This is a genomic window from Bradyrhizobium sp. MI1.11 (genome assembly GCF_055811255.1).
In genome coordinates this window covers 118,908-142,991 of the sequence record NZ_JBVVPM010000003.1, presented here as the reverse complement: position 1 = coordinate 142,991, position 24,084 = coordinate 118,908, and the positions used below count along the sequence as shown (strand labels likewise).

24 protein-coding genes are annotated in these 24,084 nt (G+C 62.3%); 7 read left to right on the top strand and 17 right to left on the bottom strand.

Going from position 1 to position 24,084, the window contains the following annotated elements:
- Nucleotides 1–20: 20 nt before the first annotated feature.
- The 12 genes from AC0L30_RS04230 to AC0L30_RS04175 form a co-directional block, all read right to left on the bottom strand.
- Nucleotides 21–854, bottom strand: coding sequence for a phosphoenolpyruvate hydrolase family protein (locus AC0L30_RS04230; protein ID WP_007593017.1), 834 nt, complete (start codon nt 852–854; stop codon nt 21–23).
- A gap of 3 nt (nt 855–857) precedes the next feature.
- Nucleotides 858–3,071 carry a Tm-1-like ATP-binding domain-containing protein gene (locus tag AC0L30_RS04225; RefSeq protein WP_473403834.1) on the bottom strand — a complete coding sequence of 738 codons (2,214 nt, stop codon included), beginning with the start codon at nt 3,069–3,071 and terminating at the stop codon, nt 858–860.
- Nucleotides 3,064–3,846 (bottom strand): ABC transporter ATP-binding protein, encoded by a 783-nt coding sequence (locus tag AC0L30_RS04220; protein ID WP_007593014.1) that lies wholly within the window; start codon nt 3,844–3,846, stop codon nt 3,064–3,066. The genes AC0L30_RS04225 and AC0L30_RS04220 overlap by 8 nt, the downstream gene beginning before the upstream one ends.
- Nucleotides 3,839–4,996, bottom strand: coding sequence for a branched-chain amino acid ABC transporter permease (locus AC0L30_RS04215; protein WP_473403833.1), 1,158 nt, complete (start codon nt 4,994–4,996; stop codon nt 3,839–3,841). The genes AC0L30_RS04220 and AC0L30_RS04215 overlap by 8 nt, the downstream gene beginning before the upstream one ends.
- Before the next feature lies 1 nt (nt 4,997).
- Nucleotides 4,998–6,008, bottom strand: coding sequence for a branched-chain amino acid ABC transporter permease (locus AC0L30_RS04210; RefSeq protein ID WP_354127595.1), 1,011 nt, complete (start codon nt 6,006–6,008; stop codon nt 4,998–5,000).
- A gap of 200 nt (nt 6,009–6,208) precedes the next feature.
- Nucleotides 6,209–7,036, bottom strand: coding sequence for an AraC family transcriptional regulator (locus tag AC0L30_RS04205; protein WP_219684401.1), 828 nt, complete (start codon nt 7,034–7,036; stop codon nt 6,209–6,211).
- Nucleotides 7,037–7,166: 130 nt separating this feature from the next.
- Nucleotides 7,167–8,417 (bottom strand): ABC transporter substrate-binding protein, encoded by a 1,251-nt coding sequence (locus AC0L30_RS04200; protein WP_007593010.1) that lies wholly within the window; start codon nt 8,415–8,417, stop codon nt 7,167–7,169.
- 339 nt (nt 8,418–8,756) lie between these two features.
- Nucleotides 8,757–9,722, bottom strand: coding sequence for an ABC transporter ATP-binding protein (locus AC0L30_RS04195; RefSeq protein WP_473403832.1), 966 nt, complete (start codon nt 9,720–9,722; stop codon nt 8,757–8,759).
- A complete protein-coding gene (locus AC0L30_RS04190) occupies nt 9,719–10,693 on the bottom strand; it encodes an ABC transporter ATP-binding protein (RefSeq protein ID WP_354127596.1) in 975 nt (324 codons plus the stop codon). The genes AC0L30_RS04195 and AC0L30_RS04190 overlap by 4 nt, the downstream gene beginning before the upstream one ends.
- A gap of 3 nt (nt 10,694–10,696) precedes the next feature.
- Nucleotides 10,697–11,542 (bottom strand): ABC transporter permease, encoded by an 846-nt coding sequence (locus AC0L30_RS04185; protein WP_473403920.1) that lies wholly within the window; start codon nt 11,540–11,542, stop codon nt 10,697–10,699.
- A gap of 11 nt (nt 11,543–11,553) precedes the next feature.
- Nucleotides 11,554–12,498, bottom strand: coding sequence for an ABC transporter permease (locus AC0L30_RS04180; protein WP_007593006.1), 945 nt, complete (start codon nt 12,496–12,498; stop codon nt 11,554–11,556).
- A gap of 79 nt (nt 12,499–12,577) precedes the next feature.
- Entirely contained in the window at nt 12,578–14,119 is a 1,542-nt protein-coding gene (locus AC0L30_RS04175; protein ID WP_473403831.1) for an ABC transporter substrate-binding protein, read from the bottom strand.
- Nucleotides 14,120–14,437: 318 nt separating this feature from the next.
- Between AC0L30_RS04175 and AC0L30_RS04170 the strand changes: the two genes are divergently transcribed.
- Complete coding sequence (locus AC0L30_RS04170; protein WP_311985924.1) at nt 14,438–15,316, top strand: MurR/RpiR family transcriptional regulator; 879 nt, start codon at nt 14,438–14,440, stop codon at nt 15,314–15,316.
- Nucleotides 15,317–15,463: 147 nt separating this feature from the next.
- Here AC0L30_RS04170 and AC0L30_RS04165 read toward each other — a convergent pair whose 3' ends face one another.
- The 4 genes from AC0L30_RS04165 to AC0L30_RS04150 all read right to left on the bottom strand — a co-directional run bounded on the left by AC0L30_RS04165 (nt 15,464) and on the right by AC0L30_RS04150 (nt 17,074).
- The gene (locus AC0L30_RS04165; protein WP_007593000.1) at nt 15,464–15,739 is read right to left on the bottom strand and encodes a hypothetical protein; all 276 of its coding nucleotides are present in this window, start codon (nt 15,737–15,739) and stop codon (nt 15,464–15,466) included.
- 165 nt (nt 15,740–15,904) lie between these two features.
- Nucleotides 15,905–16,078, bottom strand: a complete 174-nt coding sequence (locus AC0L30_RS04160) for a hypothetical protein (protein ID WP_007592998.1) — start codon at nt 16,076–16,078, stop codon at nt 15,905–15,907.
- A 91-nt stretch (nt 16,079–16,169) separates the two neighbouring features.
- The gene (locus AC0L30_RS04155; RefSeq protein ID WP_007592996.1) at nt 16,170–16,502 is read right to left on the bottom strand and encodes a hypothetical protein; all 333 of its coding nucleotides are present in this window, start codon (nt 16,500–16,502) and stop codon (nt 16,170–16,172) included.
- Nucleotides 16,503–16,783: 281 nt separating this feature from the next.
- Nucleotides 16,784–17,074 carry a hypothetical protein gene (locus AC0L30_RS04150; RefSeq protein WP_157158565.1) on the bottom strand — a complete coding sequence of 97 codons (291 nt, stop codon included), beginning with the start codon at nt 17,072–17,074 and terminating at the stop codon, nt 16,784–16,786.
- 316 nt (nt 17,075–17,390) lie between these two features.
- Here AC0L30_RS04150 and AC0L30_RS04145 point away from each other — a divergent pair, with 316 nt between their 5' ends.
- From AC0L30_RS04145 to AC0L30_RS04135, 3 genes are all read left to right on the top strand, one after another.
- On the top strand, nt 17,391–17,909 hold the full coding sequence (locus AC0L30_RS04145; protein ID WP_007592992.1) for a hypothetical protein: 519 nt from the start codon (nt 17,391–17,393) through the stop codon (nt 17,907–17,909).
- A 446-nt stretch (nt 17,910–18,355) separates the two neighbouring features.
- A complete protein-coding gene (locus AC0L30_RS04140) occupies nt 18,356–18,631 on the top strand; it encodes a hypothetical protein (protein WP_473403830.1) in 276 nt (91 codons plus the stop codon).
- Nucleotides 18,632–18,803: 172 nt separating this feature from the next.
- Nucleotides 18,804–19,559, top strand: coding sequence for an outer membrane protein (locus AC0L30_RS04135; protein WP_007592988.1), 756 nt, complete (start codon nt 18,804–18,806; stop codon nt 19,557–19,559).
- 315 nt (nt 19,560–19,874) lie between these two features.
- On the opposite strand, the gene AC0L30_RS04130 is transcribed toward AC0L30_RS04135, so the two are convergent.
- Nucleotides 19,875–20,363 carry a hypothetical protein gene (locus AC0L30_RS04130; RefSeq protein ID WP_473403829.1) on the bottom strand — a complete coding sequence of 163 codons (489 nt, stop codon included), beginning with the start codon at nt 20,361–20,363 and terminating at the stop codon, nt 19,875–19,877.
- A gap of 308 nt (nt 20,364–20,671) precedes the next feature.
- Between AC0L30_RS04130 and AC0L30_RS04125 the strand changes: the two genes are divergently transcribed.
- The 3 genes from AC0L30_RS04125 to AC0L30_RS04115 all read left to right on the top strand — a co-directional run bounded on the left by AC0L30_RS04125 (nt 20,672) and on the right by AC0L30_RS04115 (nt 24,077).
- Nucleotides 20,672–21,517: an HD domain-containing protein gene (locus AC0L30_RS04125; RefSeq protein WP_219684394.1), complete on the top strand. Its 846-nt coding sequence runs from the start codon at nt 20,672–20,674 to the stop codon at nt 21,515–21,517.
- 83 nt (nt 21,518–21,600) lie between these two features.
- Nucleotides 21,601–22,716: an AI-2E family transporter gene (locus AC0L30_RS04120; RefSeq protein WP_007592983.1), complete on the top strand. Its 1,116-nt coding sequence runs from the start codon at nt 21,601–21,603 to the stop codon at nt 22,714–22,716.
- A 152-nt stretch (nt 22,717–22,868) separates the two neighbouring features.
- On the top strand, nt 22,869–24,077 hold the full coding sequence (locus AC0L30_RS04115; protein ID WP_219684393.1) for an acetate/propionate family kinase: 1,209 nt from the start codon (nt 22,869–22,871) through the stop codon (nt 24,075–24,077).
- The last annotated feature ends 7 nt before the right edge of the window (nt 24,078–24,084 follow it).

Genomic DNA, 24,084 nt, shown 5'->3' with positions numbered 1-24,084 from the left:
TCTCCCTCGACCTCTCGGCGTTATCGCGCGCCGATCGCCTTGAATTTGCGAACCTGATCCGTCAGCGCCCGCTCGACCGGCAGCCGTTCCATCGAGGAGGCGCCGTAGAAGCCGTGGCAATTGCGTGTGTTCCTCATGATGAAATCGGCATCATCCGGATCGGAGATTGGTCCACCGTGAGCGAGCACCAGAATGTCCGGATTGACGCCGAGTGCGGCGGAGGCCCAGGTGTCGATGTGCGCTGGGCAATCCGTCAGCTTGAGCGCTGTCTGCGCGCCGATGGTGCCCCCGGTCGTCAGGCCCAGATGACAGACGATGATATCCGCGCCCGCGATCGCCATCGCGGCAGCTTCCTTCTCGCTAAAGACGTAGGGCGTCGTCAGCAGGTCCTTCTCACGCGCCTTTGCAATCATGTCGATCTCGAGCGCATAGGACATGCCGGTCTCTTCGAGATTGGCGCGGAACACGCCGTCGATAAGGCCGACGGTCGGAAAGTTCTGCACGCCGGCGAAGCCGAGCGCTTTCAATTGGTCCAGGAAAAGATCCATGTCGCGGAACGGATCCGTGCCATTGACGCCGGCGAGCACTGGCGTCCTGGAGACGACGGGCAGCACTTCGCCGGCCATCTCCAGCACGATGGCGTTGGCGTCGCCGTAAGCCATCAATCCCGCGAGTGAGCCTCGGCCAGCCATGCGGTAGCGGCCGGAATTGTAGATGACGATGAGGTCGACACCGCCAGCCTCCTCGCATTTGGCCGAAAGGCCGGTGCCGGCGCCGCCGCCGACGATCGGCTCGCCGCGCCTTGCCATGTCGCGGAAGCGCTTCAACAGTGCAGCGCGTTCAAACCGTGCCATCGGTCACCTCGCTAGTCTCCGGCGCGCCCCAATGCGGCCGAACAATGTTCGGAACGCGCTGACAATGGTGGAGGCGAACTCGGGGTCATTGATGTTCTTGGGAACGCGGATAAGCTGACGGTTGGCGGTCTGCCGCACGTTGCGCTCCAGCGTGCGGAACAGCGCCGCATCGGCATCCGGATCCCAGAATGGCTGTCCTCGCGCGTCGAGCGCGGAGACGCCGCCCTCGGGCAGGAAGAAGCGCACCGGCCCGTCCATCCGGTTGAGTCGATCGGCGATCCAGTGCCCCATGCGCTCGTTCTCCTCCGCCGTGGTCCGCATCAGTGTGACCTGCGGGTTGTGGACGTGGAATTTCCTGCCGCGGTAGCGCTCCGGGATCGTCTCAGGAGCGCCGAAATTCACCATGTCCAGCGCGCCCGCCGAGCCGACATAAGGCACCCGGCTGCGGATGATGGCGCCAAAGCGGTCGTCGGTGGCCGGGAACACGCCACCCATCAGGAGGTCCCCGACCTCCGTGGTCGTGAGGTCGATGACGCCTGCGACCTGCCCGGAATCGACGAGCTTCTCCATTGAGCGTCCGCCGACGCCGGTGGCGTGGAAGACGAGGCACTCGAAATCCTCGCGCAAGTCGGCCGCGATCTTCTGCACCGCCGGCGTGGTGACACCGAACATGGTGATGCCGACCGACGGCAATCCGCTTTCGTCGCGATCCTTTCGTGCATGCTGATCCAGGCGCGCCTTGACCATGCCGGCGAGCGCGTTGGCGCCGTTGGCCAGCACGGCGCGCGAGATCGAGTTGAGGCCCTGCACGTCGGCGACCGAATGCATCATGGTGATGTCCGCGGGGCCGACATAGGGCCCGACGTCACCGGAGGCGACGGACGAGACGATGAGCTTCGGCACCCCGACGGGAAGGGTCCGCATACCGGGCGCGACCAGTGACGCTGCGCCCGAGCCGCCCGCCGAAATCACGCCGGCAACATTGCTCTGGCGCCGCAGCCAGCTGGCGAAGGCCTCGGCCATCGCGGTGACGGCGGCGCCCCGGTCGGCTCCAAATACCGCCGATCCGCCGCGACCGTGGTTCAAGGCGATCTCCTGGGCGGAGACGTCGCTGGCCGCGTGTCTGCCGCTGGTGGAGATATCGACCAATCGGGTTCGCAGGCCGGTCCCGGCGATGATGTCGCGGATGAAGCGGAGCTCCGTGCCCTTGGTGTCGAGCGTACCGACGACGAGCACGACCGGAGGGCCCTGCGTTTGCGTCGCAACCGGTTCGCGCGCTCGCCGTGCCGTCTCGTCGAGACGCATCACCTGTGTCGAGAACGTGCGGGCCGCGGCCTCGATGCGGGCGATCGGCACCGGTTGCGACCAGCGAGTCGGCGGCGTCGGGTTGGAGATGTAGATGCGGATCGCGCCGCCCGGCCGCGTTTGCGGCGGAGAAGGTTTCGCTTCCGTATCCGCCGGCGGCACGTCGAGGTCGAGCTCGAGTCCGGCGTGCATTCCGACACCGAGCAGGCGCTGCTGCAGCTCGCGATCGGCGGCAAGCCGCACCGAATCGATGATGCGGTTGACGCGGCCGTTGACCATGATCGCGACGTTGCCCGACACGGCGGTCGCCACCCCGATATTCTGCTCGATCACGAGCACGGACATGTCGCCGTCCTCGCCAAGCCGTAGCAGCATCTCCTCGACCTGGGCCACGATGACGGGCGCGAGCCCCTCGGTGGGCTCGTCCATGATCAGGAGCCGCGGGTTGGTGAGCAACGCGCGCGAGATCGCGAGCATCTGTTGCTCGCCGCCGGAGAGCTGGCCGCCGCCGTGATCCTTGCGCTCGGCCAACCGCGGAAACGTCTTGTAGATGCGCTCGACCGTCCAGGCGCCGCGGCGCAAGCCGGCGGCAAGCCGCAGATGCTCGTCGACGCTGAGTGAACGCCACAGCCGCCGTCCCTGCGGAACGTAGCCGACGCCGAGTCGGGCTATGTGGGCAGGCGGCTGCCGGGTGATGTCATCGCCGCGGATGCGGATCGAGCCGCCGCTGACCGGCACCAGCCCCATGATGGCCTTGCACAGCGTGGTCTTGCCCATGCCGTTGCGGCCGACGACCGAGAACACGCCGGCCTCGAGCGTCAGGTCCACGCCCTGCAACGCATGCGAATGGCCGTAATAGACGTCCAGGCCGCGGACTTCGAGCGCGGCGGCGGTACGGCGGACCTCATTCATGGCCGCCTCCAAGGTAAAGCTCCTGCACTTCGGGATCGGACTCGATCTCCTGCGGACGGCCTTCCTTGAAGATCCGCCCGTTGTGCATCATCGTGACGCTCTCGACGACGCGCAGGGCCACGTCCATGTCGTGCTCGATGATGATGTAGCCGATATGCGCGGGCAGGGAGGTCAATATCTCGATCAGCTCGGCACGCTCGGTCGGCGACAGTCCCGCGGCCGGTTCATCGAACAGGACGAATCGCGGTGCGCCGGCAAGCGCAAGTGCGATCTCGAGCTGGCGCTGCTGGCCATGCGCGAGTTCGGCAACGCGCTGATCCTTCACGCCCGAGAGATGGACGGCCTGCACGAGATTTTCGGCTGCGTGCATCAACGCATCGTTTTGACCGGGGCGGAGAAACGAGAAGCGCCCCCGTGAGACGCCACGGCAGGCGAGGTAGACATTGTCCTGGACGGTAAGGCCGGGAAACAGCGCGGAGATCTGGTAAGTCCGGCGCAGGCCGCGGCGGATGCGCTCATAGGGCGGGAAGTGCGTGACGTCCTCGCCGAAGAAGCGGATGGTGCCGGAAGAAGGTGGGAAGTCGCCGGTGATGCAGTTGAACAGCGTGGTCTTGCCGGCGCCGTTGGAGCCAAGCACGGCGCGCCGTTCGCCGGGGCGGACGGTAATGGTGATGTCGGTGAGTGCCGCCAGCGCGCCGAACAGACGTGTCACGCCGCGCAGCTCCAGCGCCGCGCCGGCGCCCACGACAGAGAGGCGTTGCGCTACGCTATCCATGGTTGGATCCTTGACTAGATCCTTGACTAGATCCTTGACTAGATCCTTGACTAGATCCTTGGCCAGAGTCTCGGCCACGTCGTCCGCTTGAACTTGCCGCGCCGGAGCGTTGGCGGCGGCGCCAGCTCTGCCAGAGCCCGATGACGCCGTCCGAGGACCAGAACACGATGGCGAGGAAGCCGAGGCCGATCAGGAGCCGAAAGCGGTTGCCGTCGAGCCCCAGCTTGACCAGGAAATCGAGTGCGAAAGTGCGCAGCAGCACGAAGATCAGCGCGCCGATAAAGGGTCCGATGGGGCGCGTGATGCCGCCGACGACTGCGATGATGAGAATATCGATGCAGGCTCCGACGCTCACGGATCCCGGCGAAATCTGCCGGTAATTCCAGACCTGGAGTACCCCTGCCAGCGCCGCGACAAACGACGCGAAGACGTAGGCCGCGACGCGATGCGCATTGACGTTGAAGCCGAGCGCCGCCATGCGGCGGGGATTGTCGCGGACACCTTGCAACGCGAGGCCGAACGGCGCGCGGGAGATGTAGTCGACGGCGAAGTAGCACAGCGCGGCTACCGCGAGGACGATATAATAGAAGGGAATGTCGGCGCGCCAGTTGACGCCCCAGAAATGCGGCGTGGCAACGGTATTGATGCCGGTATGGCCGTTGAAAATCGCCCAGTTCTGGTTGGTGAAATAATAGAACGCCGCGCCGATCGCGAGCGTGATCATGATGGTGTAGATGCCCTCGGTGCGCACCGCCAGCGCGCCGCCGAGCGTGCCGAAGATGGTCGCGAGCGCAAGTGCCATCGGGACCGCAAGCCACCACGGCCAGCCCAGGCTGATATTGGCGTTGCCGCTGACGCCAAACACCGCGACCATATAGGCGGAGAAACCAGCGATGGTGAGCTGCATCAGGCTGACCATGCCGCCATAGCCGGCAAGAAACATCAGACTCAGCGCCATGGTTCCGAGGATCAGCGTGGTCGCAAAGATCTCGATCAGGAAGAAGCCGTTGGCGATCAGGGGCATGATCAGGAGAATGGCCGCGACGGTCCAGGCTGCCGGATTGTCGATCTCCGGCCATCCGCGCAATTTCGAGCGCTGCACCGCAGTGGCGGGACGAACCGGGACGCGGGCGTCGTGAGCGAGGGACATGTCAGCGCCTCGCCAACAGGCCCTGCGGCCGAATTGCCAGCACCAGAACCATGATCAGGAAGGTCACGACGATGGCGTAGGTCGGGATGTAGACCGAGCCGAGCTGTTCGGCGAGGCCAATGATGAGCGCGCCCAGCGCAGCCCCAGGAATCGAGCCCATCCCACCGACGATCACGACGACGAGGGAGGCGAGCAGGAAGCGGATATCTTCGCCTGGCGAGAGCGACTGGAAGGTTCCGCCGACGACGCCAGCGACGCCGGCGAGGCCGGCGCCGAGCGCAAACACCACCACGAAAACGAGTTGGATCCGTACCCCGGTCGCAGCCAAGATGTCGCGATCGTCGACGCCGGCGCGGATGATCATGCCGATGCGCGTGCGGTTGAGCGCCAGCCACATCGCCATGCCGATCACGACGGAGGCGGCGAAGATCACGAGTCGAACCAAGGGATAGCGGAGATAGACCGGCTCGCCTGAGGATTTGATCGCGGTGACCAGCGGCAGCTCCACAGGTCCGATCAGCCAGTTCGGGGTCTGGATCTGATAGAAATCGCCACCGCAGGCCCACAGCATCAGATCGGCGAACACGATCGAGAGTCCGATGGTCACCATGGTCTGGCGCAGGTCCTGGCCTTCCATACGGCGGAAGACGAGGACCTGGAGCAGGACGCCGACCAGTGCCGTCAGGACGAAAGCGACGATGAAGCTGAGGACCCATGAACCGGTAGCGGCGCTGATGGCATAGCCGACATAGCCGCCGAACAAATAGAGCGAACCGTGCGCGAGGTTGACGTTGCGCATCAGGCCGAAGATCAGCGTGAAGCCGCTGGCGACGAGGAAATAGAGACCGCCGAGCGTGATGCCGTTGAAGAGGGCGTTGAGGAAGACCCGCTTGCGGCCGAACGCATCTTCGACGCCCTGCGGCCACACTGCGAAAATCAGCCAAAGCGCCACCGCAATCACGATGATGACAATCAGTGCCCAGGCAGGATGGCGCTCGACAAAGCGGGTCATGATCGCCGCTCCGTCTTCACGTCACCCCATCTCTCACCCCGCAAGCGGGGCGGAGAGGCACGCAGACCGTTGCCGGCCGCAAGCCCTGCCATGAACGTGCGCTCCCTATTGCGCGTGATCCTCTTTTCGGGATCGCGTTTGGCGCATCCTAATGCGGCTGTAAGGGAGGTGTTTGATCGTGAGTATCTTTTCGCGTGCGGTCAGGCGCGCAAAACCTTGGCCGCGCGGCGATAATCGGTCGGCGCCATGCCGACATTGGCGGCGAAGAAGCGGGTGAATCCGCTCTGCGACGAGAAGCCGAGATCGAAGCCGATATCAGCGATCGGCGCTTCGCTCGCCACCAGTGCCTCCAGCGCCTGCTCCATCATCAGCGTGTTGAGATAGAGGTGTGGCGTGACGCCGGTCTGGGTGCGGAAGAGCCGGTAGAAATGCGGCCGCGACAGGCCGGATTCGCGCGCGATGGTGTCGAGCTCGATCTCGGCGCCAGGACTCTCCGACATCATCTTGATGCACTTGCGCACGCGAAAATCAGTGATGGAACCGTTTGTGCGCGGATCGCGCGCGGTCGCCGCCTGTTGCCAGCTTTCGTCATAACAGATGTCGATCAGGCTTCTCAGCTCGCCATCGAGGCTGTTGAGCGAGGGAGCGCCGCACACGAGGGCGGCTGCGTGCCTGATATGCTTGTCCAGCGCAACGGACCGCGTGAACTGGGTGCGGCCGAAGCGCAGGCGATCGGCGCCGGGCGCATCGGGCGCAAACCACTCCGCATTGACGTAGAGCACGAAGAAAACGGCACCGCCGTCGAGATCGGACGGCAGGAAATTATGCGGCTCCCACGGATTGACCGCGACGACGGAATCTTCGGTGAGCTCGTAGCGTCCATCGCTGACATCGATGCATGCGGAACGCCCGCCGACATGGAAGATCAAATGACCTTCGCGATGTGCGTGGATGTTGAAAGGGCGGTTCAACTGATAGACCGTCGCCCGACCAAAGCGGCCGTGGAAGACGGCGAGCGCCCGGCTCATGCCTCTCCTCCCAAAAGCTCTTGGTATTTTTTGGTAGCGTTCAACAACCGAGGAGAGAATGCAAGGGCGCACGTGTCGCGCTTCTGGCAAATCTCTCCCCGGCCGGTCATCGTTCGCGAACGAGACTAGGTCAGTATTTCTTACATTCTGGTACTGTGCGGCTCGGTAAACCGATTTTGGCGAACACCGCGGGATCGTAGCCCAGCGTTTGGTTGACGTTCGGGATCACGTTCACGACCTTTGAGAACAGCGCGCCCTTGCCGTCGTCGACGACCTCGGTGACGAAGTTGGTGCCGATCGCCTGGCGGTTGGAGTCCAGCTTGATCTTGCCGTTGGGTGCGTCGAGTTCGATCTTGGCAAGCGCCTCCTTGTACTTGGCCTGATTGTTGGAGAGATCTCCGTTGACCTGACGCAGCGCCAGGATCAGCGCCATGGTCGAGCCATAATAGTTGGTGGCGAGCAGCGATGGGCTCGGGAAGCGCTTGTTGGGCGGGAAGGCGTCCTGATAGTCCTTCACGAACTTCTGCCAACTCGGGTTCTCCCAGGTGTCGGCCTGGCCGCTCGCGGCCAGCGTGCCGATCAGGGCATTCTTGGCGTTTCCCTTGGACGACAGGATGGTCTGGTCGATCATGATCGAGCCGCCCATCAGATGCGCCTTGCCGCCGGCCTGCTGGTATTGGTTCAGGAAGTTGACGGCGTCGGCGCCGCCGAGGCCGAGATAGATTGCGTCGACGTCGTCGGGCAGTGCGGCGATAACCGAGGCAAAGTCCTTTGTGCCAAGCGGCACCCATTGCCGGTTGGTGACCTGTCCGCCAGCACCGCAGAACTCGAGCACGAGGCCGAACACCTGCGTATAGATGAAGGAGTAGTCTTCGCCGACGGTCGCGATCTTGCGATACTTCTTTTGGTCATAAGCGTATTTGCCGAGGCCCACCTGCCACTGCGCGCCGTCCATGTTGTAGCGGAAAAAGTTCGGAGCCGGATCGACATAGGTCGTTTCCTGGGCACCGGAGGCGGCATTGATGAAAGTGAGTTCGGGATGGGTCTTTGCAAAATTCTTGACCGCGATGCCTTCGTCGCCAGAGAGCGGCGACAGCAGGATCTGTACCTTGTCCTGCTCGATCAGCTTGCGCACGGCTCGTACGGCGGAGTCCGGCGTCGCGTCGGTCGAGGCGATGACAAATTCGAGTTCCTTGTCGCCGACCTTCTTTCCGAGGACGTTGAGGGCCGTCTGGAAGCCGCGGATGCCGTCCTCGCCGAGCACGGTGTAGGTGCCTTCGAGCGTCGCGGTGACGCCGACCTTGATCTTCTCCTGTGCGAAGGCGGTGCCCGAAAGTAACAGGCTGCTCAACGCGATCAGTCCTAGACTGCCTTTCAACATTGCTCTGCTCCCTGGGCGTTCTTGTCACTGTTTTTCACCGCGCCTGGACGCGCCCGCCGCGCGGTGCGGCGTTCGGACAAGGCCAACGGTTCTTGAAATGGAGGCTAACTGAACTCCGATGCAGCGCACGTGCCGGAGCCGCGCGCGGCTTAACGGGCAGTCTCATTTTGAATGCTGCGTCGCGATTAAGATCGCAGTGCAACAGGCGTCAGGCTTCCCGAATTTGCACCCGCCAGCCGCATGGCGGTCGCGGACTGCCGCCGTGTGAAGGGATCGCTCGAATAGAGGAGAAATCAATCGTAGGCGTTGCGTGATTTCGCCGCGCGCGGCACTCGCTGGTTATACGTTGTGGCAGGCGATCGTCCGACCGTCCGCACCGACAGATCGAAGTTGTGGCACATCGACGAGACAGCGATCGCTCGCCATAGGACAGCGGGGCGCATATGCACAGCCGTGCGGTCGCGTGAAGAGGCTTGGCGGTTCACCCATTTCGATCGCGCCCTGGATCCGTTCCGATGGATCGGGCTTCGGAATTGCCGCCACCAACGCGCGCGTATAGGGGTGGAGCGGATGATCCAGGACCGTCCGCGTCCCGGCCTGCTCCACGATCCGGCCCATATACATGACAGCAACGCGGCTGCTGATCTGTCCGATCACGCCAAGGTCGTGCGAGATGAAGAGCATCGACAGTCTCAATTGGTCACGCAGATCAATCATCAGGTTGAGCACTTGGGCCTGCACGGAAACGTCGAGGGCCGAGACCGGCTCGTCGGCGACGATGATGGACGGCGTGGGAAGAATGGCGCGTGCAATTCCGACCCGTTGCCGTTGCCCGCCACTCAGTTCGTAAGGGTAGCGAGCGGCGAAAGACGGGTTCAACCCGACGGCCGTCAAGGTGGCGGCTATGGCCGCGCTGCGCTCGGCGCGGCTCTTGAAGATGCCGCTGATGTCGGCCGCCTCCGCCACCGAATCTCCAATTGCGCGCCGCGGGTTGAGCGATGCATTGGGGTCCTGGAAAACCATCCGGACGTTCAGACGCATCTCGCGCAGGCCGGAGCGGCCGGCTCCGATCAATTCGGTTCCCTTCAAATTGATGTTGCCGCTGTCGGGCTGGACCAGCCCGACGAGGGTTCGGCCTAGCGTGGTCTTGCCGCAGCCGGATTCGCCCACGATCCCGAGGACCTCGCCTTCCGCCAGCGACAGCGATACACCATCCACCGCCTGCACCCGGTATTTCCGACCGGCTCGCCTGGCACTGAACGAGACCATCATGTCCCGGACGTCGAGGATGACATTGCCGCTCATGGCAGCCCCCCGCCGGCCAGCGGAAATGCGCAGAGCACCTCGTGTTCTTGGGAGACCTCCAGGCGAGGCGGGGTCGCCACGCGGCACTCATCGCGCACCGCTGCGCAACGCAAGGCAAACACGCAGCCGGCAGCGACCGTACCTGGCAGCGGCGGCTGACCAGAAATGGTTGGCAGCCGGCGCGCGCCGGAATTTCGCGACGGCATGCAATCCATCAATCCGCGGGTGTAATGATGACGCGGTGCGCCGAACAGCGCATCGACTGAAGCGGTTTCCACGATCCGACCGGCGTACATGACAGCGACGCGATCGGCGAGCTGCGCAATGACTCCCATGTCGTGGGTGATGAACAATATCGCCATATCCAGCCGATTGCAGAGCTCGCGCAAGAGCCCGAGAATCTGAACCTGTATGGTGACATCGAGCGCGGTGGTCGGTTCATCGGCGACCAGCACCTGTGGCCTGCAGGCCAGCGCAATCGCGATCATGACCCGCTGGCGTTGGCCTCCGGACAATTGATGCGGATACGCGGACAGCTGCATTTTGGGGTCGGGCATACGTACCAGTTCGAGCAGTTCGCGCGCACGGACCAGCGCCGCCGCGCCCGAAATTCCCTCATGCACGCGCACGGCTTCGGCGATCTGATCGCCGATCCGACGAACAGGGTTGAGTGAGGTCATCGGCTCCTGAAAGATCATTGCCATGCGGCCGTGGCCCGCTTCGACACGTTGCCAGGGCTGCAGCTGCGTTACGTCGCAGCCCTCCAACAGGACCCGCCCGGCGCGAACCCGGGGACCGGGCTGCGGCAGCAATCCCATGACCGCAAGCGAGGTCATGCTCTTTCCGCAACCGGACTCGCCGACGAGACCAAGGATCTCGCCCTTGGCCAAGCCGAAGGACACGCCCGCGACGATGTCGACCGGCGAGGTTTCCGGCCCCACTGACACCGTAAGGTCGCAAACTGTCAGCACGGCCTAACCCTTCTCACCAAAGACCTGACGGAATCGCGGATCAAGTCGATCGCGCAATGCATCGCCGACCAGGTTCAGAGAAAACGCCGTCGCCACGATCATCATGCCCGGAAAGAAGAGCAGCCACGGAGCGCGCGTGATGAAGGTCCGCGACTCCGCCAGCATATTGCCCCAGCTCGGAATGTCCGGCGGGGCGCCGAGGCCCAGGAAATCGAGTGATGCCGCGCCGAGCTGCGCGAACGCGAAGACGAAGCTGGCCTGCACGAGAAGTGGTGAGACCAGGTTCGGCAAGATGTGCCGACTGATGAGCCATGCCGCTCCGGCGCCCATGCTGCGCGACGCCTCGACATAGGTTTCCGCGCGCAAGCGCAGTGTCAGTCCGTAGACGATCCGGGTCGTCGTCGTCATGTAGCCGATCCCGATGGCCAGAATGACGGTGGCCACACTTGGGCTCAAGATGACAATCAGGCCGAGTGCGAGAAGCAGAGTCGGGAAGGCCATCAGCACGTCGACCATGCGCATCAGCAGGTGACCCAGCCGCGGGAACAGAGCGGAAAGTACGCCGGCCGGAACGCCGGTCGCGAGAGCGAAGACGACCACGCCCGAGCCGATCAGAAGAGCCATGCGTGCTGAATGAATGGTGCGCGACAGGGTATCCCGGCCGAATTGGTCGGTGCCGAACCAGTGGGTCACGTTCGGGGGCGTCAGGCGGATCAGGGGATCGATGGCATACGGATCGTAAGGCGACAGCCAGGGTGCGAAGATCGCGGCCAGCACGGTCGCCAGAAGGACCCCGAGCCCGGCCAGTGCGATCGGACGGGCGATGAACGGCTTGAGCCACAATGTCACGCTGTTGCTGCTCATTGAAGTTCAACCCGCGGATCGAGCAGACGATAGCTCAGATCGACGATCAGATTGATCAGGAGATAAACCACGACAATAACTAGGATGACGCCCTGGATCACAGGGTAGTCTCGGCGAAGGATCGACTGAACGACGAGGCGGCCGATGCCGGGCAGGGCAAACACGGTTTCGGTCACCACCGCTTCGGACAACAGTGCGGCGAAAGTGAAGCCGAAGGCCGAGACGACCGCCAGCAGTGCATTACGCCAGATGTGACGACGCACGACCTGCCACGGCCTAATTCCCTTTGCACGCGCCGTGCGCACGTAGTCCTCCCGGGAGACGTCGAGCATGCTGGCGCGCGTCAGCCGCAGGATCAAAGCGGCATTCGGAGCCGCAAGCGCCAGGCTGGGGAGGACGAGATAGCGGAGATTGACGACACCGCCTTCGAAGATCGACGGATAACCGGAGCTCGGAAACCAGCCGAGCCAGGCGGCGAAGATCAGGATCAGATAGAGCCCGACCCAGAACGTGGGTATCGAGGCCATCAGCATCGCCCCACCGGACAATCCCTGGTCGAGCCACGTGCCGTGCCGGACCGCCGCAATCATGCCGATCGGCACGCCGATGACCGCAACCCAGATCATCGTCATGGTGGCGAGCAAGATGCTGGTCTCGGCGCCATCGGCAATCACCGACAGCACGGGCGCCTGGAAGAAGATCGACCGCCCGAGATCGCCCTCGAGCACATGGCCGGCCCAAGTGAGATATTGCAGGATGATCGGCTGGTCGAGACCGAGCTGGTGTCGCAAGGCGTCGATCTGGTCGGGCGTCGCGGTGTCACCGAGCAGAACATAGATCGGGTCACCCGGCACGATATGGATGAACGCGAAGATGATGATGGACGCTGCCAGCAGCGTCACCGCCGTCGTTCCTGCGCGCTTGAATGCGTAAGACCACATGTGATTGGGCGCCTGGTCAGCGGCAACGATGCGCGCCGGCGCCGGCGCTCGACAGTCCTCGCGGCCTCATTGTCCGTCCTTATTTCGTGGACACATTCCAGAACACGGGACCGTTTGGATTGAGCCCCTTGAGCTTGGGAGACGCAATGTCATAGGTGTAGGCATCGCCTACTTTCATCACCGGTACCTGCTCATAGATCAGCGACTGGATCTTGTCCCATGTCGACTTGCGCGCAGCTGGATCGGTCGTGTTGATCAACTCTGCCCGAAGCGAGCCGATCTCGGGGCTGTCCCACCAGCCGGGATAGCTCGCATTCAGGAACGTGAGCAGCAGCGGGTCGGGCGCGAAGGAATGGTGGGTGACGAAGATGTCCCACTGTTCCGGCTGGCCGCGCATCTTCAGAAGGGTCGCCCAATCGACGACCATCATCTGAACATTGATGCCGGCGTCGGCCAGCTGGCGGGTGAAGACAGAGGCTTCATCATAGTGTGCCTGGTAGTTCGTCGAGACCAGCAGGCGGATCGGCGTCCCCGTGTAGTCCGCCTCCTTTGCGAGCTCCTTGGCCTTCTTCGGATCGTGCGCACTGTAATTGGAGGCGCCTTCGGTCGAGTACCAGGGTGTGCCGTTGGGAAAGATCGATCCTTCGGCATTCCACAGGTCCTTGGGACCGAAGGCGACGCGCAATGCCTGCGACTTGTCCAGCGCGGTCTGGATGGCGCGGCGGAGCTTGTAATTGTCCTTCAGGATTCCCTGCTTCGAGTTCATGAAGAAAAGGCCGAAGATCGGCGCGTTGGTACGCCGCACCTGAACCGATGGATCTTTGCTCAGGGACTCGTACAGATCGCCGGAGATCATTTCCGCGTAGTCGTAGTCGCCCGCCTGCACGCCGCTCACGCGCGTGCCGACGTCAGGCACCGGAATGAACCGGATCTTGTCGAAGCTCGCAACGCGGGCGCCGGCGAAGCCGTCCCCCTTTTCCTTGACTGGCTTGTAGCCCTCGAACCTCTCCACCTCGACATAGCGGTTCGGCCGCCACTCCACGAACTTGTAGGGTCCGGTGCCGATATAGTCCTTTTGCTCGATCGGCCGGTTTCCCGCTTTGGCGGCTATGTCTTCCCGATAGATCGCAAGGCCGCCATTGACGTCCGCAATGAGAGCCTTCCAGGCGCCGTTCGGCGCGGACAATTTCAGCGTGACTTCATACTTTCCGGTCGCCTCGACCGAGGTAGCCGCCGCCATCAGGAGCTTGCCACGCGCACCGAAACTGCCCCATCGCGTCATCGAGGCGACCACGTCCTTGGCGGTCATCTCCTTGCCGTTGTGGAAGAGGACACCTTCGCGGAGCTTGATGACGATGGTCCGACCGCCGTCTTCCGTGCGATCGCTCTCGGCCAGCATCGGACGCGGCGTATAGGTCGAGTCCAGGGCATACAGGGTCTCGAAGATGTGGCGGCCGATGACCGATGCGACGTCGGCTGTCGTCAGCATGACATCGAGCGGCGGCGGTTCTCCGATGGTGGCTTCGCGGAGCAGGGTGGCGGCATTGGCCTGCGCAATCAAAAACGACGCAGTGGCCAGCCCCATGACGCCACGCATCAAGACACTTGGACCGTATCTCATGATCGCCCTCCCGCCTTGTTGAACCGCCTGCGTCCCGGTGCAGGGGATGTGCCTTTCAGCTGTTGGGCTGATGGCACGCTATTGGTTGTTCGAAAGTTACATACACAATTTGGCAATTATCAAGCGGAAAATGCTGTTCTTGATGGGGCATGCCGATATACGTTTGGTCGATGCTGAAGGTTTCTTACGGCAGCTTCTTGCCAAGGGCGCAGGTTGATCTGACCTGGGGAAGGGCGGGCAATGGCGCGTGCAAAGCGAAATCATCCGGCGAGAGCCGTTGGTACAGCGATCTCGAAGCCGTCGGGCGACGACAATGTCGTGGCCGGCGACATCATCTCCCTCATCAGGCAAAGCGCTCCAAGCCTCAGCCCCTCGGAGCAACGCGTTGCCACGGTGCTGCTGGCCGATATGGAGTTTGCCGTTCACGCCAGCAATTCCGAGTTGGCCCGTCGGGCGCGCGTCAGCGAGCCGACGGTAACCCGGTTCAGCCGCTCCGTCGGTTGTCGGGGCGTCCGCGACCTCAAGGTGAGGCTGGCTCAAGCAATGGCGGTCGGGCGGATTTACGTTGAGCTTCCCCCGCATGTCGGGACCGATCTGGCGCGCCCCGCGCTCTGGCGGTCGGTGTTTCAGGAAATTCGCCGTGCAATTGCCGCCGCCGAGGAAGGACTTCGCAAGGAAGACATCGAGAGGGCTGCCGAAGCTATCTCGCGCTGTTCGAAGCTTGCCGCGTTCGGGGTTGGGGGCGGTTCCACTCTTGCGGCGGCGGAGGTTCAGAACCGGTTCTTTCGTCTTGGGGTTGCCGTCTCGCATGCCTCCGATCCGAGCTTGATGCGGATGATCGCCGCGACCCTCGGACGGGATGATGTCGTCGTTGCCATCTCGACCACCGGTGCAGCGAACGCGGTGATCGAGGCAGCCAGTATCGCCAAGCAATACGGCGCCTTGGTCGTCGCAATTACCAAGCCGCAAAGCAGGCTGGCCTCGATCGCCGATATTGCGCTCGGCGTGCACGTGCCGGAAGCGCCCGACGCGCTCAAGCCGACGGCGTCGCGCTATGCATTTCTCGCCACCATCGATCTGCTCGCAGCGTCAACCGCCTATTGCAAGCCGCTCGAAGCCCAGGCACGCATGCGGCGGATCAAATACGAGTTGCTGAAGGGAAGCGACGGGGACGCCAAAGGGCCGCTGGGAGACTGAAAAATCTCCCAGTGGCCCGACGAGGATTTGTTCGGTGCATCGCCGCTCGCATGTGGCAACGTCCATCGCGCTCCGAAACCTGAACAGTACATGCTGCAGAAAAATCGTCCGGCAGGATACGATGTTCAGAGCCGGCTACGACGGCTATCAGCGACAGACGTAGCTGCCATTGACCAGAACGCGGACACATCCCGTACCGACAGCGGCTGCACCAACTGCTGCGCCGCCGACGACCGCGCGCCTGGTGGTGCGCCGTGCTACGCCGGCGACTGATACGGGCGTCAAGGGCCGCCCGACCCGTGCTTCAGCCCGGCCGAGCGAGAGCGAAAGGCCTTCGTCCACCGACCAGTCCATCGAGCCGGACACTCCGAGGGCGACCACGGCAACTGCGAGTGATAATTTTGTGACCAAACCAAGCTTCATAATAGTCTCCGCCTGTGAGAGTGAATTTGGACGCTCCATGGACTGGGGCTCGGACCATTGATCAAGATCAAGGAACCGTCGAAATCGTAAGCTGGTAACCGAAGGCGAACCACCAGAACGATTCAGTCGGGTTCGGGTACATGCGTCACCCTTTTCGCCTCGTTTTTACTTCTGTATGCAGAGCGGCCTCAGTGTCTCGTCGCTGCTGCGCGCTTTCGCGTATTCCATCAGCGCCGTCCGGGCTGCTTCGCAACGCTCTGCGCTTGAAAATTCTTGTGTCGATATGACGGCGCCATTCGCGACGCCGAGCCAGCTGATGACGACCAGAACATAGGTCACGGTATCCTCCCCCTCAGCCGTCGATCTCCTGAGCTCAGATTAGCGCGACAGGCGGCTTAATGAGCGCCGCCCATCGCGCCATCATCAAGCTCTATTGGCACACGTACATGATGCCATCGCCGCCCTTCACCAACGAGCCTGGGACGCAACCGATGCCGTTGCGCGCCGCATAGTCGGTCCAGCCGCTATAGCCATAGCTCCACGGTCCGCCGAAGTAATAGGCTCGCACGGCGTACCAGGGCAGACCCTCGTTAGTGTAGTAGTGTCCGCGATAATAGGGAGTGACGTACAACCTCGTCGCCGCTTGCGCCTTGTCGAGCCCCAGCGAAACTCCGCCTTGATCGGTCCAGCCGATGGACAGCGTCGTGCCGCATACGAGCGCGGCGACGGCAACGGCAATCTTCCTTGCGCTTATCGACTTCATGGACGTTCTCCAAAAATGAACTTCAACGCCACCACACCAACGCAGCACCAGGGCTGCGGCTTGCTTTAGATCAAGGGATTCAACAAATCGCATCTGCTTCGTCTTCGATTTTACCGGGTCAAGTTCAGATCGAGTTAAGGGAATCTGGATGACGACGCTTTGACGTCCGACGAGTGCAGCCCGCCGGGTCGCATCGGAAAGCATGCTGTCACGTGGTGCACCGGCTCTCTCCATACTTGAGCCATGTATGCAATCGTGCGAACGCTTCTCGCTGGAATGCGTCAGGCAGTCGGTGACAAGCTCCGAGGCGGTATGACGCGTTTGGATCTACTTTTCATCATTTCTGCCGTTTGGTTCGCAGGCTCGTGTTGCGCCGCGACCAATTTGTTGAAGGCGAAGAATAACCGGGCGGTGATGCCGCCTTTCAATTGGTGCTCATCAGGAAGCATCTCGGCGGCCAGCCGTGACCAGCTTCTTGCCTCGGCCATCCAGACCGTTTGGTTTGCCGGATCCTGGCTTGCAAGCTGCCGGCAAAGTGCTGCGCGCGAACTCAGCTCGAATTGACTCATCATCGGCCCTCCCTGCCAGAAGCTCGATGTACACGGTGAGAATTCTGCGTTGCGTGCCACACCTCTGCAATTGCCCTTCCGGTCATTGTACCAAGGGGCAGGTCACGGCCACTGACCAAGCCGTGCGATACTATGCGAGGCCGTGTTGCGATAGTTCAATTCGTTGATCTGGCTCAAGCGAAGCCGCGTTCGGACGCGGTGAATATTCGCCTGCTGCAGCGTGCGTGCGCTTACCGACGAAGCGCCGCCATGCCTCAGCAAGTGCTTCACCAGGGGCGCGCCGCGGCAGAAGCGGCGGCTCGATTTAGGCAGCCATGCCATGCAGGTTGCATTGCTTCGCCAATTCTGCCGCCGTGGCCCGTTGCTTGCCCGGCGAAGATCTGCGGCGGCAATGGCGCCGACAATGCCCATCTCACGATATCTGCTCTATGTCGGCAGTACGTTGCTCGCGATGCTCTTTGTTGTGGACGCACTGGTGCCGGATCGGCCCGCCATCCACGGTGGAGCTGCGCGCTCCGCGACCATCCGCATCCATTCCGATTGGAAATTACCCGAGCGGGTCGTTCTCGACACTAGCCTGCCGACGATTGTCGCAACCGACATCGCCAGGGTCGAGCTTGGTATCCTGCCCGGCGCCGACGTCTCACAGAGGCGCGCTCGCGAGGCCTTTGCTCAGCTAGGAGCCCCCGATGCCGAACGACCGCCAGCGCGTCCGTCGACAAAGGCGGATGTGAAGCCGCAGCGCCAAAACAAAAGTGCGAGGAGGCACATCGAAAAAAATATCCGGCTCGTCGCGCGGCCGCCGCAATACGGCTGGTTCGGCAACCAGGTTTGGTGAGCGTCTCCTATCGTCGTCTTCGGAGTGGGGCGCCCGCCATTGATACTATCAACGAGTGCACGTCGAGGCATTGCCCAATCAAACGTCCTTGAAGATCGGGAGTAACTGACATGAGTGAAACGTCAAGGTCTGAGCGAATCGATCGTCGCCGGGCTCTTTCGTTGCTCGGATGGGCCGCGGTACTCGGATTGGCGACCTCCGGAACGTTCCTGTTCGGAGCAGAAGCGCCGGCGCAGACGATCGGCATGGAGCGACGCCAGGAGAGGCGCGGAGCCCGCCACGAGCGGCGTCAGGAACGGCGCGCGGGCCGGACTGAACGCCGTCAGGAAAGGCGTACAGGGCGCACGGAGCGCCGTGAAGAGCGGCGCAATTAGGACGCCGACATGACCTCACCGATTATCGTTCGCCGGCAGATGTCTGCTTGATCGCGATCCGGAAGCTGGCGGATGCCGCAGACCTGGTACGTAACATTCGAGTTGCACAAGCGTGGGACCTTGCCGAAGCGGCGAAGTCCACGGGAGACACGCACATTCGAGAGCGAAGCCGAGGCGCGGGCTTTCGCGCGAGCGAAGTTCAATGAGGGATTGATCGTGTTTGCAGGCACGCTCAATCCCTTTTTGCCGCGACGGCTGATTCCCTCGAGCGATATCCCGTCCTGGATAGAGCAAGACCGAGGCGACGAGGTTGCCGGCCACGATGCCAAGCGCGCCCCGGAGAAATAGGCAGCATGTCTTGGTGCTCATGCCGATGTCGCGTCGAAATGTCTTGAGTGTTGCCATTATGGCACGTGGAGTTTGTGGCGTCGCCCGTAGAGTTTCAGCTGGAAGTTGGGGGATGATTGCAGTGCAACAAGCCGCCGATCGGGCAATCAAAAGCGGCCGGCAAGGAGAGAGCATGATGAAAAGACTTCTACTAGCAACCGTTGGTCTGGTGGCGCTGTGCACGGCGGGGACCGCCATGGCTGCCGATATGGCCGTAAAGGCGCCTCCACCGGCACCGATCATTCCGATCTACAATTGGACGGGGTTCTACATCGGCGGCAATGGTGGCTGGGCGCAGAACCACAACTGCGTCGATTTCCTTGACGCGGCTGGAGTCGCCGTCGCCTCTGGCTGCCGCGATCGTTCCGGTGGTGTCATCGGTGGCCAGCTCGGTTATCGCTGGCAGGCCAGCCAGTGGGTGTTTGGTCTGGAGGCTCAGGGCGATTGGGCGGATCTCAGCAACCAGCGCGTCAGCCTGTTCAATCCGGCGCTCTCCACGCGCGCCAAAACGAGCGCCATCGGCCTCTTCACCGGCCAGATCGGCTACGCCTGGAATGCGTCACTGTTCTACGTGAAGGGTGGCGCTGCGGTAACAGACAATCGTCTCAGCGTGCTTGATACTGCGTCCGGCGCCGAGCTCGCGGCGCAAAGCGCAACCCGCTGGGGTGGTGTCATTGGTGTCGGATACGAGTATGGCTTCACCCCGAACTGGTCGGTGGGGCTCGAATACGACCATCTGTTCATGGGGCATCGGAATAATTCGTTCACGGCCGCCGATCCGCGCCTTGCCGCTTTTGTAAACGACCGGATCACCCAGGACGTGGATATGCTCACCGTGCGCTTCAACTACCGCTTCGGAGGGGCCAACCCGGTCGTCGCGAGGTACTGAACTCTCCCGGTCTGATGTCTTCAGGGGGCCGGCAGTCATGTCGGCCCTCATTTTTGTGGTCTCATCGTGCAAGCCAGTCAGCGTCTGCCGGCGCGATCGACCGGACCGCCGCGGTTGGTCGGAGTGCCGGACCGCACTGCTTCTCGTGCGGCAGCGCGCGCGACGGGACGCACTCCCAAGACGACGCCCGGTCTTGCAACGCAATGCGCGGGCTAGTCCACATATTGGCAATATACGGCCGCGTTGGCGCTTTCAGGACTCGCGAAGACGAGCCCGGGCACCAAGAGCGCGTGCTCAGGAAAATCCGGGGCAGATCTACCAGCCGGAATAGTAGCTCCGCCTCGCATAGTAGCCGCCATAACCGCCATAGCTACCGTAGGCGCTGTAGGCACTGGGCGGACAATATTCATAGCCGTATCCTCCGCCGTAAGAGGAGTATCCGCCGCCGTAGGAAGGATATGCACCATAGTAGCCGGAGCTTGCGATCGCGCCACCCACGACAGCGCCCGCAACCACCGCGCCGGCGCCCCAGCCACGGTAGCCTCGATATTCGTAACCTCTGTAGCCATATCCGGCGCCGCGATAGCCCAAACCACGATAGCCCAATCCCGCTCCGCGGTAGCCTCCGCCCCATCCGCCGCGATAACCCCAGCCTCCGTAGCGCACTTTCACCACGTCATTATCGAGCGTGGCTCTCATGGCGCCGACGTTGGTCGGCAAGGGCGCTGCTTCGCTTCCGGCTACAGAAATCATGGTGGTCGCGACAGTAAGAATTGCTGGAAATGCTCCTTTGATGAACCTCATCATATCCTCCACTGGTTTAAATCTCGACTGACCGGCGAGAGAAGAATTCCGTCACGCCGGCGGCACGACCGCGCACATGAAATGTTTGCGGTCGTTACCGGCTTGGCCTTGATTTGAATCAACGAGCGAGCTTGGAGGCCGTGAGCGGCTCCGGCCGGTCACGGGCCCGCTTGCCCGAGGCGCGGCACCAGATGGATCGTCCTTAAGTCGCAGAGCGCGGCGGGCTTGAAGAACCTGCGAATATAGCGAACATTAATCGCAACGGCTCGATCTGCATATCGTCGACACTTGCATAGTGGAGCGGCCTGATGATCACAGTTCCGGAACTGGTGTCGCAAGCTCTGGGCGCGTTTCTGACGACGGAAACCAAGGACCGGTTCGGCGCCTCGCATGCCGGCCTGACCGAATTGCTTCCATTTGCAGCCAAGCTCACGATGGAGTGCATCGGCAACAGCGATGCTCTCTATCACAACATCGAGCATACGTTGCTCGTGACCCTTGCCGGGCACGATATCCTGACAGGCCGCGCGCTGCTCCGGCCCACCACGGCAAACGACTATGCGAATTTCATTCTGGCGTGCCTTGCCCACGACATCGGATACGTCCGCGGCGTCGTTCAGGGCGATGAGGACGATCTGTTCATCGCGGACGTCACCGGCAACACGGTTCGTCTGCCGCGAGGATCGTCCGATGCGGCTCTCGCGCCATACCATGTCGATCGGTCGAAACTGTTCGTGCTGGAACGGTTGGATTCCGTCGAGCAGGTGGATGCCGATCGGGTCGCTCGGGCGATCGAATATACCCGGTTTCCTTACACGATGTCTTCGAATGACAGCCTCATTGAAGAGGAGGGATTGCTGTTGCGGGCCGCCGATCTCATCGGTCAGCTCGGCGATCCCAACTATCTGAAGAAGTCCAACGCGCTGTTCTACGAGTTCGAGGAGATCGGCCTCAACAAGACCTTGGGCTACGCGACGCCAGCGGACATCGTTTACAAATATCCACAATTCTATTGGAGTAACGTAGCTCCCCAGATCCAACCGGCGATACGTTATCTCAACGTGACGTCTCGAGGCCGGCAATGGATAGCGAGTCTCTACGGCAACGTATTTCGGGCCGAGCGTGAGCTGACTCTCTCCGGACCGCAGCCCTAGACCGGACCACAGCCCTGGAAGAGGCTCGACGCTTGATCTGGATCAAGCGTGCGGCGTGAGAGCAGGGGCTAGTTCGCCTCAGCATGCGCGGCATGACTGAAGGCGCGTCCGTGAAAACACTCCGTCAGATATTCTCTGGAGACGAGATCATCCAGCTTTTGATCCGGCTCGGATTGCTCGGGCTGCTGCTCGTCTGGGCGCTCCTCCTGGTCCGTCCATTCATCCCCATATTGGCCTGGAGTGTCGTGCTTGCTGCTGCGCTGAACCCGGTTTTTCGGCGCCTCAGCGACATTCTCGGTGGGCGGCCGAAGCTTGCGGCGACGATCCTCACGCTCGTCAACCTGGCTGTGGTGATCGGACCGGCGACCTGGCTGGGCATGGGCGCGGTCGACGGGATCACCGATCTTGCCGCCCAGGTGACGGCCGGTGAATTGCATGTGCCTTCGCCGCCGCAGTCGCTCAAGGAGTGGCCAGTCATCGGGCCTCAGCTCTTCGATCTCTGGGATCAGGCGACGACCAACCTCCGGTCGCTCTTGCGCGCGGTCGTGCCCTATTTGAAGCCATTCGCGACCACCTTGCTTGGGTTTGCCGGCAATGCCGGTGTGGGAACGGTCAAGTTTCTGCTGTCGGTGGCGGTGGCCGGCGTGCTGTTTCCGTATGGACCTCAGCTCGTGGCCGCAGGGCGCAGCTTTCTGTCGCGCATCGTGCCGGACCAAAGCGAGCATTTTCTGGACTTGGCGGGAGCCACGATCCGTGCGGTGGCTCAAGGCGTGATCGGCGTTGCTATCATCCAAGCCTTGCTGGCGGGAATAGGTTTCAAGCTCGCCGGCATCGCCAGCGCGGGCCTTCTTGCCTTCGTGGTGCTGTTGCTGTCGATCGTGCAGATCGGCGGGACCATCGTCATCCTGCCGGTTATCATCTGGATCTGGACCGACAAGGAATTTCCGATCGCGCTCCTGCTGACGGTGTTTCTAGTGATCGTGTCGGTGCTCGACAATATCCTGAAACCGCTTGTCATGGGCCGCGGCCTGACCACGCCGGCGCTCGTGATCCTGATCGGGGTGATCGGAGGAACCCTCTTCCATGGGATCATCGGCCTCTTCATCGGACCTATCATTCTATCTGTGGTCTGGGAGCTGACGGTGGCCTGGATTCGTACCGAACGTGCTGTGCCGGCGAAACTGGCGATCGAGCGTTGACGCATATCAATTCGACTGAGCCTTGGCAAAGCGATACGACAACGAGGTCGGAACGTGGTGGTGGAAATATCTGGCCCGCCTGGTCCCCTTGCTGTGGCCGCCGGTATTGATGCAGGACTTCGGCATGCTCCAACGAGTGCGACGTGAGCGCCATGGATACCATTCTTGTCATCAATGCCGGCTCTTCCCACCTCAGATTCCGTATTTATTCGGTCGAAGGAGAAGGAAGCCTACGGCAGCAGATCAAGGGGCGGATCGACGGGATCGGACGTTGCCCGCGACTGCAGGCGAGCAGCGCCGGTGGCGATCCGCTTGCCAATCGCGCCTATCCGATCGAAGCAGTGCGGGATATTCCGGCCGCACTGAACATTGCAGGCGCCTGGTTGCGGGATGAGCTTCATATCAGCCCCATCGCTGTCGGGCACCGCGTCGTTCACGGCGGTGCGGAGCATGACCGGCCGGTCCTGATTGATCAGGGGATGCTGGCTCGCCTGGAAGGACTGACGGCGTTGGCGCCGCTTCATCTACCGCACAATCTGGCGCCCATTCGAGCGATCCTGGCTGACTTCCCGACGCTTCCGCAGGTCGCCTGCTTCGAGACCGCATTTCATCGAACACATGCTGCGGTGGCCGACCACGACGCGATCCCTCGTGGGCTTCATGCAGAGGGCGTACCGCGCTATGGATTTCATGGCCTTTCCTACGAATACATCGCGAAGACCTTGCTGAGGGTTGCGCCGGAAATCGCGATGGGACGCGTGATCGTCGCGCATCTCGAGAGCGGGGCATCAATGTGCGCGCTCGATGGAGGGCGGAGCGTCGAAAGCACCATGGGCTTCACCGCGATTGACGAACTGCCGATGGAAGCGCGACCAGGGCAGATCGACGCGGGAGTTGTGCTTTATCTCATCTCGGAGAAGGGAATGGCAGCATCCAGAGTGCAGGAGCTTCTCCACGGAGATTGCGGGCTGAACGGCCTCTCGGGCCTCAGCTGCGATATGCGTCAGCTCGAGGCAAGTAAAGACGTCAACGCGAAATTTGCGATCGACTATTTCGTTCACTGGGTCAGCCTTAACGCTGGTATGCTCGCAGCTGCGTTGCAGGGGCTCGATGCGTTCGTCTTCACCGCCGGGATCGGCGAAAGCTCCGCGTCGATCCGTTTGCGCGTGGCGGAGCGGCTCGCATGGCTCGGTGTCAAGCTTGATGTGGCGCAGAACGCGCGGCAATCGCAGTTGATATCGTCTGCCGCGAGCCGCATTCCGGTTTACGTCTTGCCGTCCGACGTGGATCTTATGATCGCGAGACACACGTTGGCGCTGCTAATGAACAGCAGCTCGACAGCATCAAAGGGGGCGTCGTGATCGGTTC